Here is a 15549-nt window from a genome sequence, read left to right on the forward strand (position 1 = left end):
TGAATTTCTTTGACCAGTTTTTGTATCTAAAAAGAGTCCTTTTGAGGTTGAATCTTACATCCCAATTAGGACTCTTTTTAAATTCTTTAAAATCAACCCAAAATAATAAAAAAACTCCTCAATCACTTCACTTACCCGCCAAATCAACCGATATACCTAATAACAAGTAAGATACACCTTAGGAAAGGTGGAGTTATTATCGATGCGTCTCAACAATAATGTAATGGCGTTTACGATTTACAATAATATGAACAATCATTTTGCCATGGCTCAGAAATCAATGCTTCGTATCGCAACGGGCAAGCGGATTAACAGTGCTGCAGATGATCCGGCAGGGCTGGCTATTTCCGAGAAAATGCGTGCGCAGATTCGCGGATTGAATATGGCCATTCGGAATGCGCAGGATGGCATCTCGCTATTGCAAACGGCGGAGGGTGCGGTGAATGAAACGCATGCGATATTGCAGCGGATGCGGGAGCTGAGTGTGAAGTCAGCGAATGGAACGTATTCGGAATCGGACCGGAAAATCATGCAGGATGAGATGAATCAGCTCCGGGAAGGGTTATCGCAGATTGGACGGGATACCGAATTTAATACACAGTCTCTATTAGACGGTTCCTTTACCAATATACGCCTGCAGATCGGTGCCAATGCGGAGCAATATATTGAAATTTCAATTGGCGATGTAAGGGCAGCTGCGCTGGGTATAGATGAAATCGATATTACGACACAAGAAGGCGCAGATACAGCCATCGGGATTTTAGATGAAGCGATAGAGAAGGCATCCTCACAGCGTTCCAGTCTTGGAGCTGTACAGAACCGGCTGGAGCATACGATCAATAACCTCTCCAATACAGTAACCAACCTGACACAGGGAGAATCGCGGATTCGGGATGCGGATATTGCAAAAGAGATGATGCTTTATACCAAGCACAGTCTTTTGGCACAGGTTGCCATGGCAATGCTGGCTCAGGCAAACCAGCAGCCGGGGATGATATTGCAGCTTTTACAGAATTAATTTTGAAAATGAGAATCTGAAAAAATATCTTTGCAGTCTATGAGAAACATAGATATAGTGAAAAATTAAATAAAAAGTGCTCTCACTAAAAGTAAGAACACTTTATCTCTACCCATGAAACGGGCAGCCTTTTCCTTGCCGATAAGCCTTATCCTGGTAAAAGAAATTTGGCTTTTTCAGCTCATTGCTGTAGGGCTGATGCCAGACATGCGTGGTTGCAGGGGAAACAGGTGGAATAAGCCAGGTCCATTTTCCGGTTACCTCCCGTTCGGCTTTTGCTTCCTGCTTTTCGAAAATGCGGAACTGGGATGCAGCGGTGTGATGGTCGACAATGGATACACCTTGTTTTTTAAAGGAGTGGAGCACCATTTCATTCAATTCAATGAGGGCACGGTCCTGCCATAAATTACTGGCATGTTTTGTTGATAATCCCATGATTTCAGCTACTTTTGGCAGTAAATTATAGCGGTGCTCATCTGCAAAGTTTCTGGCGCCGATTTCTGTTCCCATATACCAGCCGTTGAAGGGAGCAGATATGTAATGCAGCCCACCGATTTCCAGACGCATATCTGAAATAATCGGGAGGGCATACCATTTCAAATTCAGGTCTGCTACCGCTTCATATTCTGGATGTTCCATAGGAATCTCAGGGATGAATGCCTCGGGAATGGTTCTCCAGACAGGGGGATGATCACCGATTTGAATAACAAGCGGCAAAATATCGAAATGTGTTCCTTCCCCCTGCCAGCCCAGCAGCTCACATATTTGGGTGAATTCCAGGGAATCGGAATCACCGATAATTCCTTCTTCTGTTTCATAGCCTGCATAGCGCAGCAGCTGATGATTCCAGATTTTCACGGTTTCCTCCTTGGCCGAGGAAGCAGGGAAGATGGTGATATAAGGTTTGATTCTTCCTTGATTAAAGGCGTTTTTTAAATGACTGAACAAGAATTCAAATATCTCTTCTTCTGTTGTTGCCTGTCTGGCATCTGCAACATCGATACGCTCCCAGAACAATCTGCCGATACAGCGGTTTGAATTTCGCCAGGCGAGCTTTACTCCATACACTATTTCCTCATAGGTTTGGGTATAGGTGCCATGTGCATTTATCTCGGCTGTAACTTCTTTGATTCGTTCTGCTGATTTTTCTGCAGGAGCACCGGTTTCTGTATAATAGGTTGTCAGGAAACGTGCCGCTTCCTGCTGCATTTCATCTTTATTCAATGGAATTACCTCCAACTGTTCACAATGGATCGTATACTTTCTTTTCCATTGTAGCGAAGAGTAAGATGAATTTCTATGTTATTCGACAAATGAAAAGGGGAGTAAAGACCTTTGTTCAATTGTTTGTCACATGATAAAGTGAATTGTAGTTACCTTTTTTTAAATGTTTCGTACTGATTTGCTGGATGGTTAAATCATTATTAATAGAATATACGCTGTATTTTATGGGATTTTGTCAAAAAATGATACGATTATTAAAAAATTAATTTAAGGTTAAATGAGCGATAATTGTTTAAATCCATCGAAATAGATGTGTTTTTGTCTATTTTACATGATATATTAAAACTAGATGTAATTGCTGTGTTGGTGCAAGGAGGAAATGAACTTGGCTCAGGCTGTATTTAAGATTCGGAATAAAAAAATATATTTTACGGAGCTGTTATCTTGGGATGTATTAAATGAGTCAAAGGATATCATTTCTGGAGAAGATTATGATAATATACTTTCTCATTATATCGGACCTCATGTCGCATTAGAATTTTCAAAGCTGGTTGATGATGAGGAAGAGCAAATTCATTTTAATGCAACGGTTAATAGAAAAAACGGAGAAATGGTGCTGCTGAGTATTTTTGGCTATCAAATTCAATCAGAGGATGGGGTAGAAGTGTTCGGAATCATTTCTGATGACAGGGAAGCAAATAATCAATTAATGAAGGCATTAAAAGAGCTGTCAGATATTAAACATGCGTTGGACCAATCTGTGATTTTAGCCATTACAGACCGGCAGGGGAAAATCATTCATGCAAATAACCTCTTCAGTGAAATATCCGGTTATTCTCATGACGAGTTGATTGGAAATACCCATCAGCTGATTAATTCAGGCTATCATTCCAGAGAATTTTTTAAAGAGATGTGGCGGACAATCGGATTTGGCGGAGTTTGGAAAGGCGAAATCAGAAATCGTGCAAAAGACGGCTCTTTTTATTGGGTGGATACAACTATCGTACCGGTGAAGAATGAAAAAGGAAAGCCGGTGCAGTATATTGCGATGCGCTACGATATCACGGATAAAAAAGAAAATCAGGAAAAGATACGGATGATGGCCTTCTATGACCATTTAACAGGGCTGAAGAATCGCCGTAAGTTTGATGAAAATTTAATCCAAAAGATAGCATATGCTAAAGAAAATCAGGAAAGATTCGGAATCATGTTTGTTGATTTGGACGGCTTCAAGTATGTGAATGATACGCTTGGACACATCATAGGAGATGAGTTGCTTATCGCCGTTGCCCGCCGGCTGGAGGAAATCGTCGGTAAGAATGGAGTTGTTGCAAGGCTCAGCGGTGATGAGTTTGCTATCCTTATTGATTTCATCACTTCCCCGAGAGATATGCAGCGCTATGCAGAATCTATTATTACCAATTTTAAAGAGCCTTTTGCTATTGAAGGCTATCAATTAAGCACGACAGCAAGTATCGGGATATCTACCTATCCAGAGGCTGGTTCAGATGCGCCTACGATGATGAAGCATGCTGATTTAGCAATGTATCGCGTGAAGGGCTTGTCTAAAAATGATTACCGGTTTTTTGACAGAGAGATGCGAATCTCGAATCAAAGAGCGTTTCAAATAAAAAATGATTTACGAATAGGTTTAGATAATAATCAATTTTATCTTGTATATCAGCCTAAAGTATCTCCAGGGAAAAAAGATATTGTTACAAGCTATGAAGCGTTGATTCGTTGGCAGCATCCGGAATTTCAGGAGGTATCTCCGGGTGAATTTATTCCTTTAGCGGAAGAATTGGGTATGATTAATGAAATCGGTGATTGGGTGCTGGAAAATGTTTGCAGGCAGCTGAAGGCATGGAAAACCAATGGTTACGATTTACTTCCTGTATCTATTAATCTATCATCCAGCCAATTTTTGCAGGCCGATTTTGTCGATAAATTCTGGTCTGTTCTTCATGCGTACCAGGTGGATCCAGCTTGGATTCAGATTGAAATCACGGAGAGTCTCTTTATTGATAATGAAAAATACGTGCAGCAAATTTTAAAAATAATGAAGGAAAATGGAATCAAAATTGCATTGGATGACTTTGGGACAGGATACTCTTCATTGGCTTATTTGCAAAAGCTTGATTTAGATATTTTGAAAATTGACCGTTCCCTCATTAGCGGCATTTCGCATTTATCTATCAAGCGAAAAATTGCAACAACCATTGTCCAGCTGGGAAAAAGCATGGGGATGAAGGTGGTTGCTGAAGGAGTGGAAACCAAAGAAGAACTCGATATTCTACGCAATCATGATATTGATGAAATTCAAGGTTATTATTACAGCAAACCACTTGCGATACAAGAAATGTCGGAAGTATTGAAAACAAAGAAGTTGGGTAAATCATAATGTGGTATGCTTATGTGAAAAATGAATAACGTCATTCCGAAAATGATTTATGATTTATTCGGAGATGACGTTATAGCAGGGTATACTTGGTTTTTACCTAAGTGCTTTGCTTTATATAATGCTTCATCGGCCTGATGAATGATTTGACGCGGGTTGCTGCAGGTATCCGGGTAGGTTGCTGCACCAATCGAAACAGTGATATAAATGCTTTCCTTTTGAGAAATCTGAAAGGAGTGCGCTTTCACGTCCTCCAGTATGCGTTCGGCTACCTCCAGCGCATTTTCAATACTGCAGTTTGGCAGCACAATTGAAAATTCATCTCCGCCATTTCGGAACGCCATATCAAATGAACGGATATTTCTGGATAAAATGTCACCAAATTGCGTTAAAATTTGGTTTCCTGCCGGATGCCCATATGTATCATTTATCTGCTTGAACTGGTCAATGTCCAGCGATAAAATAGTCAGCTTTTCGTCTTTTATGACTGCTTTATTGACTACCTGGCCCCACACTTTTTCGAAGGAGCGCATGTTTTGCAAGCCTGTTAAAAAGTCTGTAGATACCTCCTCTTTATACTTCGCTAAAAGCATTTCTGTTTTTCCGAGATATCTCACGTAAAAAAGAGAAGCCAATCCGCCGACAAATGATACAAAACAATAAATCGGTAAAAAGCTTAGCAGGGAGAGGTAATCATTTTGAAAGTGGAACATCATCGTGATGGTAAAAACGATATTGGAATAGAAAATCATCACGACAGCTTTTATATATATCTTTTTTTCCATTTTCGTCTGGTATAGCTTATGTATCAATTGAAATCCAATCACTAATGCAATCATTAAAAAGACAGCAGAGATGGAAAAGTCCGACATTCCGCCGATGATAAATCTGCCGGCAATCACCACGATACTGGCAATAATCGCAGGAAATAATCCTTCCAGCAAGATTATGAGCATAATTGGTATAAAACGAAGGTCTACCAAGGCACCTTCTGCGACTTCAATGGAAAATATAATTAACATAACACTATTCAGCCCGCATAGAACCCCGTCGATAATTCCTTTTTGCCAAAACGGTCTGTCAGCAATTTTTAATTTTGATCGGAGTGGTACGTATAGCACAGTTAAAGTGATGATGACGCAAAGATTAATAAAAAAATCATCTAAAAAAAAGAACATGATGTCTCCGTTAGCCAAACGTTTTCCTCTCCTTTACCCAATAATCATGCAGCTTGGACGTCTTGAAATCACGGCTGTGTAGAGCGTAGCCGAATTAAAGAAGCTGCGGTAGTTACCAAAGGAATCGTCAGCTGCTGTTTCTAGTCATTATGTATGTTTTTTATGTATATTTTTAAGCGATTATCCATTATAGATATCGTTTCTTCTTGCAGCTGATGCTTTAGAAATAGTTCTATATTCTAATACTAGAATTTTATCATGAATCGATGTACTTACCAAAATTTAAGATACGTTTTTTAAATATTGTATTCTTTCTTGTGGCAATAATTACTTAAATCGTTTGAACATATAAGCCAATTATTTTCCTGTTCCCGTTATAGTAGAAAAGATGCATCATTTGACAGAAAACTATGTTAAAATAAAGGTAATTCGTAAATCTTTCAGAGTGAGGTGAATGGATAGGTGGATGTTGGGAAAATGTCGATGATTATGAGTCAGGCTAATTTGCAGACACAGGTGTCCTTCAGCTTAATGGGAAAAGTCATGGATCATGCGGAAGCGCAAAATGCGGAGCTGATTAAAATGCTGGATCAGCCGCAGCATCCGAATTTAGGGCATTCCATTGATGTGAAGGCGTAACACTTTTTCTCTGTAGGAATGAAAAAGGAAGATAAAAGCTGCCCCGTTTCGGTGTGAAGAAGCGGGGGTTTTTACATATTAGCAATATATCTGCCAGGAATAAATGTTATTTACTATCTCATAAAATTCTTGTAATCTTATAACAAGATACATAAAATGAAACTTCACTCAGTGGAAGTTTTACAAACAGTTCTCCATGATAAAGTATCCTTCACCTTAGAAAAGGGGCGTGGACGTTATTTCGAATTCTAAAAATCGAGCCCAAATTTTGCAAGAAGAATTGATTGAATTATTAAAAAGAGATCTTATCAGCATGGAAGATTATAAACGCATCTTAACAGCCCATCAGGAATATGCGAAACAGGTAGATAAAAGTATGGATGGGTTAGCGCGTGAGGATGCGGAAGAAGAAGCCTCTAAAGAGAGGTATCAGGCTGCAGAACAGGATCAGCCGGAGGAGGCAGAGGCCTCTTTTTCACAGTCAGACAGCAAGCCTGTTAAAAAACAATCAACCGGGTTTTTCCAGGGCAATAAGGATAAAAAAGAATGGCTGTTGACTCCAGAGGAGCGGGAAGCGGCAAAGCAGAAGAAAGCGAAGCCGGTCCGCGAACCGAAAACAGCGGAGCAGGTCAGAGAAAGAAATATTACCTGGCTGCTTATTTTAGGAGTTTCTTTTCTGTTAATCAGCGGTTTAGTTGTGGCAACCAGCTCTTGGGATCAGATGGGAGCCTTGTTAAAGGTTGCGACATTGCTTGGCGTTTCGATTTTCTTTTTAGCATTAAGCGGGTTATCCTCCCGTTTTCTTAAAATCGAAAAGACAGCTTTTGCGTTTTTGACGCTCGGAAGTTTATTACTGCCGATTGCGATAATCGGTATTGGTTTTTTCGGGTTGTTTGGCGATTATTTAACGTTAACAGGAGAAGGGCGTTATTGGCTGGGAATGCTGTGTACTATTGTCCCGCTTCCGTTATACGCTTGGAATGCTTATAAGACAAAAGCGAAATTATTTGTATGGATTTTTTATATATTCCTATCCTTCTTTATCGGATTTTCCCTTGCTGCACTGCAAGTCCCGACAGATGTGTTCTTTTTCCTAATGATGCTGTATAACGGTGTCTTGTTATTCGTGTATCACCATTTTCGGAAAGAGAAGGGGCAAGTGTTTCGTGTGTTTTTACATGAACTGCCGGCCTATGCACAGTTAAATCTGATTGTTTCCACGTTATTAATGCTGTTTGTCTATAATCAGGCTGTGTTTTATAGTTTTAATGTGCTTTTGACTGCATTTCTCTATATGGCGATGGTGTTCGTCTATCAGACAAAGGGCTATCAATTTGTTTTTGCCGCTTTATTTGCTTATGGCATTTACCAGCTGACAGAGAATTCGTTTTTATATACAGCGGATACGTTGATTTATGCATTGATGGGGGCAGCTTATCTCGGATTTGCTTATGTGATGCGGAAGGACAGCTTTGCGAATAAGGCGTTTTATTATATAAGCGGCGTCATTTCGGGCTTTGCTTTTCTCTACATCAGCTTTCAAGGCTTGATTATCCGTGCTGACTGGGATTCCTGGTTTATGCTGCTGGCGTATATTGTTATTGCTGCCACCTATGTCTATCTTGCAGAGGTGACGAAACGGGGCGTTTTTCGCTGGATTGCTCCTGCATTCTTTATTGCGGTCGGGATACAGTTTTGGTCGTTAGCAGTGCATCCGTTTTTTCCGGAAAGCACACTTAACTTTATGTTTTTCTATATGATTATTTTATTTCTGTTTGTCGGTTTCGGGAATCGCATTCCATTTATGCAGGCTGTACAAAAAAGTATGTATTTCTGGTCGATGCCGGTAATTGGAATCATTATCCTGGGTAAGCTGATCCTGCTTGAGTTCGTGGAGATTGCAGTTATATTTGCCTTGCTAGGCGTCGTTGCTTTCTATATGACTGTGGTATCGAAAAAAACGTTGGAGAAGCAAGTTGCTTCCTGGGCTGTTCCAATTAATTGGCTGTTGGCCATGTACATCCTTTATTTTGAATTTGTGGAAGCATCCTATGTTTACCGCAGTCAGCTGGATATTCCTTTTCAACTGGCGGGCGCCGGTGTCGTGCTGCTTGGAATCAGCCTTATCTGGAAGCAGAGAAAGCAGCAGGAATTGACCCGGACAACGTTCTATACGGGTCAGGGAAGCTATCTATTAGCTATGCTTCTGCTGTTTGTTGGATTTACCGGAGATGAAATATTTGTAAGACCTGTCATTCTGTTGATAGGAATCGGCGTCGTCTACTGGCTGGTTCGTTTTACTGGAAAGCCTGTGTTTTGGAGTCTGGTTGCGGCGGTAAGTTTAGGATTTTATGTATCGTTGCTGCGCACATTTTCAATTGATACGTTGGATGGATTTGTCTGGTTTATGCTTGGCCTGCCCATTGTATTCTTAGCGGTGGAACGTTATTTAGGAAAATGGGATGCCGGCTTAAAGCCGTATTTCTTCTATTTTGCGCACGCGGTGCTCTTGTTCCTTGTGCTCATCATAGCAGGGGACAGTGTAGCACGTCCTATCCTTTATCCGGCAGTCTGGCTGCTTCCACAGGCAATCTATACCTATACGGCACTGACAAAGGAAAAAGAATGGGAAATAAAAACGGCTTTATATGCTGGGTTACTGATGCTGCTTGGAGCAGTGGTATCCTTCATCTCTCATTATGAATGGATGGCAGTTATTTCATTTGTTTATGCTTGGCTTGCTGCAGGAATCATTATGATTGCAATCTGGGCAGCAGTATCAGCGGTGTGGAAGCGGCGGATAGAATATTTTCTCATTCCGTTTATGAATCTGGTTTTAGGTATGGGCGTGTTTTTATCTGCAGTAGAGGTGTTTTGGCAGCTTCTCATCTTTACCGGACTGATTATAGTGAATGTATATTTTCTGCATATGCGAAAATGGACATTATACCTTGTGGTGCCTTTATTTTTCTCCATCTATTTATGGCAAATACAAGCGGTATTTGAGGAAACGATTCATTTATGGCTGATGTATACCATTGGATTTGGCATATTAACAGCTGCCGGGAGATATTTATTTTCAAAACTGTATGTTACTACTGAGGGAAGCCTGCGGGCTGTAGACTGGTATTCTCTGATGGCAGTTGCCTATCTCGTTTTTGCATTAAACTGGGCAAATGAGCTGGATACGATTTGGCTGACTGTTATTCCGCTTGTTTTGTTCGCTTCCTGGTTTTTCCTGCAGCAGGATCGTGTGGGGAATCAGATGCTGCAGAAAATATGTATCAGCCTTGGCGGCGTGGCTTGTTTACCGCCTTATTATCTGGTGCTTGATTATTATATTAATGCTATTTCAGAAGTGTTTTATGCGGAGCTTCATGCGCTGCCGGTTCTTGCTTTGGCAATTATTTTGTCTAAGAAAACATGGAATGATTACGAATCGGTGATGCGGCATATTCAGACCGTGCTGTTGATTCTGGTTACGGTGTACCTGATTGCGGATGCGATTCAGAGTGCTACGATAATGGATGCATTGATTATCGGAGTGTTGTCAATTCTTTCCTTACTCGCAGGGATGCGTTATCAATTAAAATCCTATTTCTTTGTCGGAATCGGAACCCTCTTGTTTAATGTGATTTATCAGACACGGCCTTATTGGGGCAATCTCCCTTGGTGGGCGTATCTTCTGATTGCCGGAATATTATTTATCAGCATCGCCAGCTATAATGAATGGAAGAAACAGCGTGATGGGGAAGGAAAGCTGGAGAAAAAGCTGAAGCAAATGATTGCACGGTTTAAAGAATGGAATTAATGAAAGCAGTTTGGGGATGCTAAATTATAAAGCAAATCCAAACTGCTTTTATTTTTATAAAGAAATAAGTGTGCCTATAAAATAATTGCTCTCAGGCAAATTTATTTATGTTTGGCATAAAAAGGCGTATACTATAAATGTAAAATCACATTGGAAAAAATAGAAAGAAGGATTTCTCATGGAATTTAAGAATGTAACGATAGCAGGCAGCGGCGTATTAGGAAGCCAAATTGCCTTTCAAGTTTCTTTTAAAGGATTTAATGTAACAGTTTACGATATTAATGATGAGGCTGTTCATGCTGCAAAAACACGGATGGAGAAATGGCAGCAACGGTATCAAGAAGATATAAATGCAACGGAGGCAGAAGTAAAAGAGGCGTTCGAGAGCATGCACTTCTCTACCGATTTAAAAGAAGCTGCTGCAGATGCTGATTTAGTTATTGAAGCAGTTCCGGAAAATGAAAAAATTAAATTAGATTTCTATCATAAATTAGCGGAAGCCGCTCCGGAAAAAACCGTTTTTGCATCTAATTCATCCACCATGCTTCCAAGTCAATTTGCCGAAGCAACTGGCCGCTCTAATCAATTCTTGATGCTTCACTTTGCAAATGAAATTTGGAAAAACAATACCGCAGAAATCATGAAGCATGAAGGCACAGATATGAACGTGTTTGATGATGTCGTAGCATTTGCAAAACAAATCGGAATGGTTGCATTGCCTATATATAAAGAACAGCCTGGATATATTTTAAATTCCTTGCTTGTTCCTTTTCTAGATGCAGCAGAGGAGTTATTGGTCAATGATGTTGCCGATGCAGAAACCATTGATAAAACATGGATGGTTGCAACTGGCGCTCCAAAAGGTCCATTTGCAACATTAGATGTCATTGGTATACGCACACCGTATAACTTATCTGCGGCAAAAGCAGAAGCTGGAGATAAGAAAGCTGAAAAAGTTGCTGCGTTCTTAAAAGAAACGTATCTGGATAAAGGGAAATTTGGGATTGAATCGGGAGAAGGCTTTTATAAATATCCTCATCCAGCATTTAAAAATCCTGATTTCTTGAAATAAATAACCATTAGAAAAAGCTGGCTGCACTGGACAGCTTTTTCTAATGGTTATCATTATATTGCTGGTATGCCAGCTCCAGCTGCTGAAAATACATTTCCGTTTCATTAGGCTGGCCTGCATTGATAATGATAAAGCTGTCCTCTGTCTGGACAATCATAAATGGAGCGTTGTTGGAACGAATAAATAGCTTGCCGGCTCCCCATCCCTCCATCCGATAATTGCCGAGGTGTTTTCCAAACATGGAAATGCCGTTTGTGCGTATCGTGGTTTCTGGAAGTTCATCGTAGAGAGAAATATCCTCTATATCCGAATACGCCCATATTTCTCCATATAAGCCTGTCATTTCGAAGGAGTCCTCATTTATTTCCAGTTTATTTGGTATAAAAGGAATGGCGAAAACGACAATGACTAACATAAGGGAAAGCAATAACACCGTTTTGTTTATCCGTTTCGATTTCTTTTTCAACTTTTTCGTCATCCAAAAGAATTCCACAAATAAAACGATAAGCATGACAACATAGGATCCTTCAATCGCATAAGGAACATGCAAGAGCTGGAGCAGGAAGCCAAGGCTTAAAATAATGGCTATATGCAGGGTCATCTTGCCGACAGCACGCGGATAGCCTGCTTGAATCATTTCCCGCTGCTCCTCAGGCGTACTTGTATTAAATCCGCTGATTAGATAATAATTTTTGCGTATTAAAATAAGGTAACTGAAAAAGAAAAACATAAGGATTAAAAAGATTTGAATAACGTAGCTGTATTCCATTCGTTTTCCCCTCCAAATTCTTTCTGCACTATAACTACGAAATAAGGGAGAGAAGGTTTCAGCGAATACGAAAAATCAGGAATTTCTATGATAAACAAGCTTGTTTTATCCCGAAATACTTGCTTTATCGGCTGGATAGGATTAAATTATACATTATTAATAATGTACGGATAAAGGTCTGGTGGTTTGATGAATTATCTATTTGTGATGATAGGGGCTTTTTGGGGAGCGATCGCCCGCTATGGGGTCAGTCTATGGCTTGGTGATATGACTTTTCCAATGGCAACGATAACGGTAAATATCATTGGTTGCTTCTTGTTAGGCTTTTTACTGACGCTTGTTTCGCTTTCCAGACATGATCGCCGCATATGGGCGTTGACGTTTGGCACCGGGTTTCTAGGCGCATTTACAACATTTTCTGCCTTTGCATTAGATGCATTGCTGTTAACCTTGCCCATGGCTCTGCTTTATATTGGGATAAGCGTGGTTGTGGGAGTCATTTTTGCCGGGGCAGGAGTTTGGACAGCGCGTGTTGTCTATGCACGAATCAGGAAAGTATAACAAGCAGAAGGAGGCGTCATTCTTATGTTTTTTGTAGGGGCAGGCGGTGCCGTTGGTGCATTATTGCGTTACATCATCAGTGAATATATGAAGCCGTTAAAGGCAGAAAAAGGCATTATCTTTCCAGTTGCGACCTGGATCATTAATGTGTCTGGCTCTCTTTTACTGGGAGTGCTATATGGGCTTGATTTGCCATTCGAGCTGTGGCTGCTGTTAGGAGTCGGCTTTTGTGGCGGATATACGACCTTTTCTACTTTCGGGAAGGAAGTAATTGATCTGCTGCTGGATAACAAGTGGCTGGCAGCTTTCTGGTACATTAGCACATCTGCTTTATTAAGTATTGCTGCAGCTTGGGCGGGAATACATAGTGTTTTCATTTTTTCTTAAAAAAGAAACCGCCACCTCGATAGAAAGCCAATTATTTGTAGTTTTGTAAGCGGTTACGTAAAATAGGAAAAGAAGATACTATAAAGGAGAGGTGTTATATGCGAGATAAGGTGGTATTAATCACTGGTGGAGCCGGCGGAATTGGTCAAGCAGCTGCAAAATTGTTTTTAAACGAAGGTGCAAAGGTTGTTTTGGTTGATATTAATGAATCATCCTTAGCAAAAGCAAAGGAATCTCTCACGGATAATCCGGAAAATGTGGGCATTATTCAAGCCGATGTAACGAAGGAAGAAGACGTAAAGAAATATGTTCAGGAAACGGTTGATCAATTTGGCCGCATCGATGTTTTCTTTAATAATGCAGGAATTAATGGTCCTGTTGCGGAAATTACTGATTTGGATAAGGATACCTTTGAACAGATTATGTCGATTAATGTTACCGGGGTGTTTTTAGGCTTAAAACATGTGCTTCAACAAATGAAAAAACAGGGGCATGGACGAGTGATTAATACAGCATCTAATGCTGCCTATATCGGTTCAGCGGGAATGGTCGGTTATATAGCCTCCAAGCATGCGGTTGCAGGAATAACGAAGACGGCAGCATTAGAAACAGCTCCGTTAGGGATTCGTGTGAATGCGGTAGCTCCTGCTGCTATTGATACACAGATGCTTCAAGATATTCAAAATAATTTAACGCCTGGCGAGCCGGAGAAATCAGGAGAAGCTTTAAAACAGGGGATTCCGGTCGGAAGATTTGGCGCGCCGGATGAGGTTGCCCAGATTGTCCGGTTCCTGGCATCGGATGAAGCGTCGTTTGTACATGGCGCATTGTATAATGTAGATGGCGGAATGCAGGCGGATTAAATTATCCTAATAAAAAAGCAGTTATCTCGGGTATGTGAGATAACTGCTTTTTTAAAGACTTAAATGCCAGTGTTTTCTACTACGGCATCTTTATTATTAAATTTCTTCTCATCCAGGTTGCCGAGCACTTTGGAAGTGACAGTACCTGAAACCATGCTGCCGTTGACATTGACTGCGGTACGGCCCATATCAATAAGCGGCTCAACGGTAATCAGCAGACCAGCGAGTGCGATTGGCAGTCCCATAGAGGACAGAACAATAATTGCTGCAAATGTTGCTCCGCCGCCGACTCCAGCGACTCCAAAGGAGCTGATTGCTGTAATTAAGACAAGCTGTACAATAAAGTCAAGTGATGTTGGATCAATACCAACAGTTGGAGCAATCATAACGGCCAGCATCGCAGGATAAATACCTGCACAAGCATTTTGCCCCATGGTTGCGCCAAAGGATGCGGACATATTCGCAGCTCCGTCATCCACGCCCAGTGCTTCCTTCTGTGCAGTAACATTCAACGGAATAGCTCCTGCACTGGAACGGGAAGTAAAGGCAAATCCGAGCACCGGGAACACTTTTTTCATAAACGTAATCGGATTTAATTTGAATCCGCTGATGATGAGCATGTGAATAAGAACCATAACAATCAACGCGACATAGGATGCAATCACAAATTTACCAAGCTGAACAATCCCTGCAAAGTTTGTCGTGGCAACCATATTCGTCATCAGTGCTAATACGCCAAATGGAGTTAAGCGTAAAATAAGTGTTACAAGCCGCATGACAATCGCAAACACGGCATTCACCATTCGTGTAAACCGTTCTGCCTGCTCGGGCTGTTTCCTGCTTACTCCAAGTGTGGCTATCCCGACGAGGACAGAGAAAATAACGACGGCAATAACGGATGTAGAACGTTCTCCAGTCATATCTAAGAAGATATTGTTCGGGATAAAGTTAATGATCCGCTGCGGTGTTGTTTCCTCTTCCATGGATTCAAAATTTTCTTCCATCGAAGCGCCGCGTTCTGTTTCTTCATGACCCGCTTCAATTTGTTCTGCATTCAAATCAAAAACAAGAGAGGTTACAACACCGAGTGTTGCTGCAACAAGTGTTGTCGAAATAAGTACGCCAATCACCCATGCGGCCATTTTTCCAAGCTGCTTTGTCTCATTCAAGTTAATAATGGCACGAATAATCGAAACCATAACGAGCGGAACCACGATCAGCATTAAGAAGCGAATATATCCGCTGCCGACAATGCCGTACCAATCGAGCGTTCCTGTAAGAATATCTGACCCTTCTCCATAGATAATCTGGAAGAGAGCTCCTAAAACGATACCAATCCCCATACCTGTAAATACACGTTTGGCAAAGGAAACATGCTTTTTCTGCATATAGATTAGTAAACCGATTAATGCAAGTAAAATAACAATATTTAATAATATAAACCAATTATCCATTTGGTATTATCCTCCTTTGATAAAATGTTCTTCGGAAATCCAACAAAAATAGTACGGATTAAACTATACAACGATTCTATTTTGATTTCAAGATAGTTGCTTTGGATGTGTTTTTATTTTGTTCGTTATGTTTTTAACCTGTTAAAAAACCCTTAAATAGCCGCTGTTTTGAAAG

The 15549-nt window shown here is 40.7% G+C and carries 12 protein-coding genes; 8 read left to right on the top strand and 4 right to left on the bottom strand.

Annotated features, from left to right (window positions below):
• The first annotated feature begins 202 nt into the window (after positions 1–202).
• On the top strand, positions 203–1018 hold the full coding sequence (locus BN997_RS04120) for a flagellin N-terminal helical domain-containing protein (RefSeq protein WP_042529905.1): 816 nt from the start codon (positions 203–205) through the stop codon (positions 1016–1018).
• 108 nt (positions 1019–1126) lie between these two features.
• Here BN997_RS04120 and BN997_RS04125 read toward each other — a convergent pair whose 3' ends face one another.
• Complete coding sequence (locus tag BN997_RS04125) at positions 1127–2242, bottom strand: nitric oxide synthase oxygenase (protein WP_139089007.1); 1116 nt, start codon at positions 2240–2242, stop codon at positions 1127–1129.
• A 385-nt stretch (positions 2243–2627) separates the two neighbouring features.
• Here BN997_RS04125 and BN997_RS04130 point away from each other — a divergent pair, with 385 nt between their 5' ends.
• Positions 2628–4643 (top strand): putative bifunctional diguanylate cyclase/phosphodiesterase, encoded by a 2016-nt coding sequence (locus BN997_RS04130; protein ID WP_052484904.1) that lies wholly within the window; start codon positions 2628–2630, stop codon positions 4641–4643.
• Between the two features lie 47 nt (positions 4644–4690).
• Here BN997_RS04130 and BN997_RS04135 read toward each other — a convergent pair whose 3' ends face one another.
• A complete protein-coding gene (locus BN997_RS04135; protein WP_052484905.1) occupies positions 4691–5836 on the bottom strand; it encodes a diguanylate cyclase in 1146 nt (381 codons plus the stop codon).
• A gap of 444 nt (positions 5837–6280) precedes the next feature.
• Here BN997_RS04135 and BN997_RS22435 point away from each other — a divergent pair, with 444 nt between their 5' ends.
• The 3 genes from BN997_RS22435 to BN997_RS04145 all read left to right on the top strand — a co-directional run bounded on the left by BN997_RS22435 (position 6281) and on the right by BN997_RS04145 (position 11340).
• Positions 6281–6457 (top strand): YjfB family protein, encoded by a 177-nt coding sequence (locus tag BN997_RS22435; RefSeq protein WP_077601790.1) that lies wholly within the window; start codon positions 6281–6283, stop codon positions 6455–6457.
• 313 nt (positions 6458–6770) lie between these two features.
• A complete protein-coding gene (locus BN997_RS04140; RefSeq protein ID WP_175297002.1) occupies positions 6771–10268 on the top strand; it encodes a cell envelope integrity protein TolA in 3498 nt (1165 codons plus the stop codon).
• A 178-nt stretch (positions 10269–10446) separates the two neighbouring features.
• Positions 10447–11340 (top strand): 3-hydroxyacyl-CoA dehydrogenase, encoded by an 894-nt coding sequence (locus BN997_RS04145; RefSeq protein WP_042529907.1) that lies wholly within the window; start codon positions 10447–10449, stop codon positions 11338–11340.
• A gap of 40 nt (positions 11341–11380) precedes the next feature.
• Here the strand turns inward: BN997_RS04145 and BN997_RS04150 are convergent, their stop codons facing one another.
• Positions 11381–12109: a DUF3784 domain-containing protein gene (locus BN997_RS04150; protein WP_042529909.1), complete on the bottom strand. Its 729-nt coding sequence runs from the start codon at positions 12107–12109 to the stop codon at positions 11381–11383.
• A 189-nt stretch (positions 12110–12298) separates the two neighbouring features.
• Between BN997_RS04150 and BN997_RS04155 the strand changes: the two genes are divergently transcribed.
• From BN997_RS04155 to BN997_RS04165, 3 genes are all read left to right on the top strand, one after another.
• A complete protein-coding gene (locus BN997_RS04155; protein WP_042529911.1) occupies positions 12299–12670 on the top strand; it encodes a fluoride efflux transporter FluC in 372 nt (123 codons plus the stop codon).
• Positions 12671–12694: 24 nt separating this feature from the next.
• Positions 12695–13057 (top strand): fluoride efflux transporter FluC, encoded by a 363-nt coding sequence (locus BN997_RS04160; RefSeq protein WP_042529914.1) that lies wholly within the window; start codon positions 12695–12697, stop codon positions 13055–13057.
• A gap of 98 nt (positions 13058–13155) precedes the next feature.
• Positions 13156–13920: an SDR family NAD(P)-dependent oxidoreductase gene (locus tag BN997_RS04165; RefSeq protein ID WP_042529916.1), complete on the top strand. Its 765-nt coding sequence runs from the start codon at positions 13156–13158 to the stop codon at positions 13918–13920.
• A gap of 59 nt (positions 13921–13979) precedes the next feature.
• Here BN997_RS04165 and BN997_RS04170 read toward each other — a convergent pair whose 3' ends face one another.
• Positions 13980–15374 carry an L-cystine transporter gene (locus tag BN997_RS04170; protein ID WP_042529918.1) on the bottom strand — a complete coding sequence of 465 codons (1395 nt, stop codon included), beginning with the start codon at positions 15372–15374 and terminating at the stop codon, positions 13980–13982.
• Positions 15375–15549 lie beyond the last annotated feature (175 nt).

The organism is Oceanobacillus oncorhynchi, assembly GCF_000821065.1.
Lineage (GTDB): Bacteria > Bacillota > Bacilli > Bacillales > Amphibacillaceae > Oceanobacillus > Oceanobacillus oncorhynchi.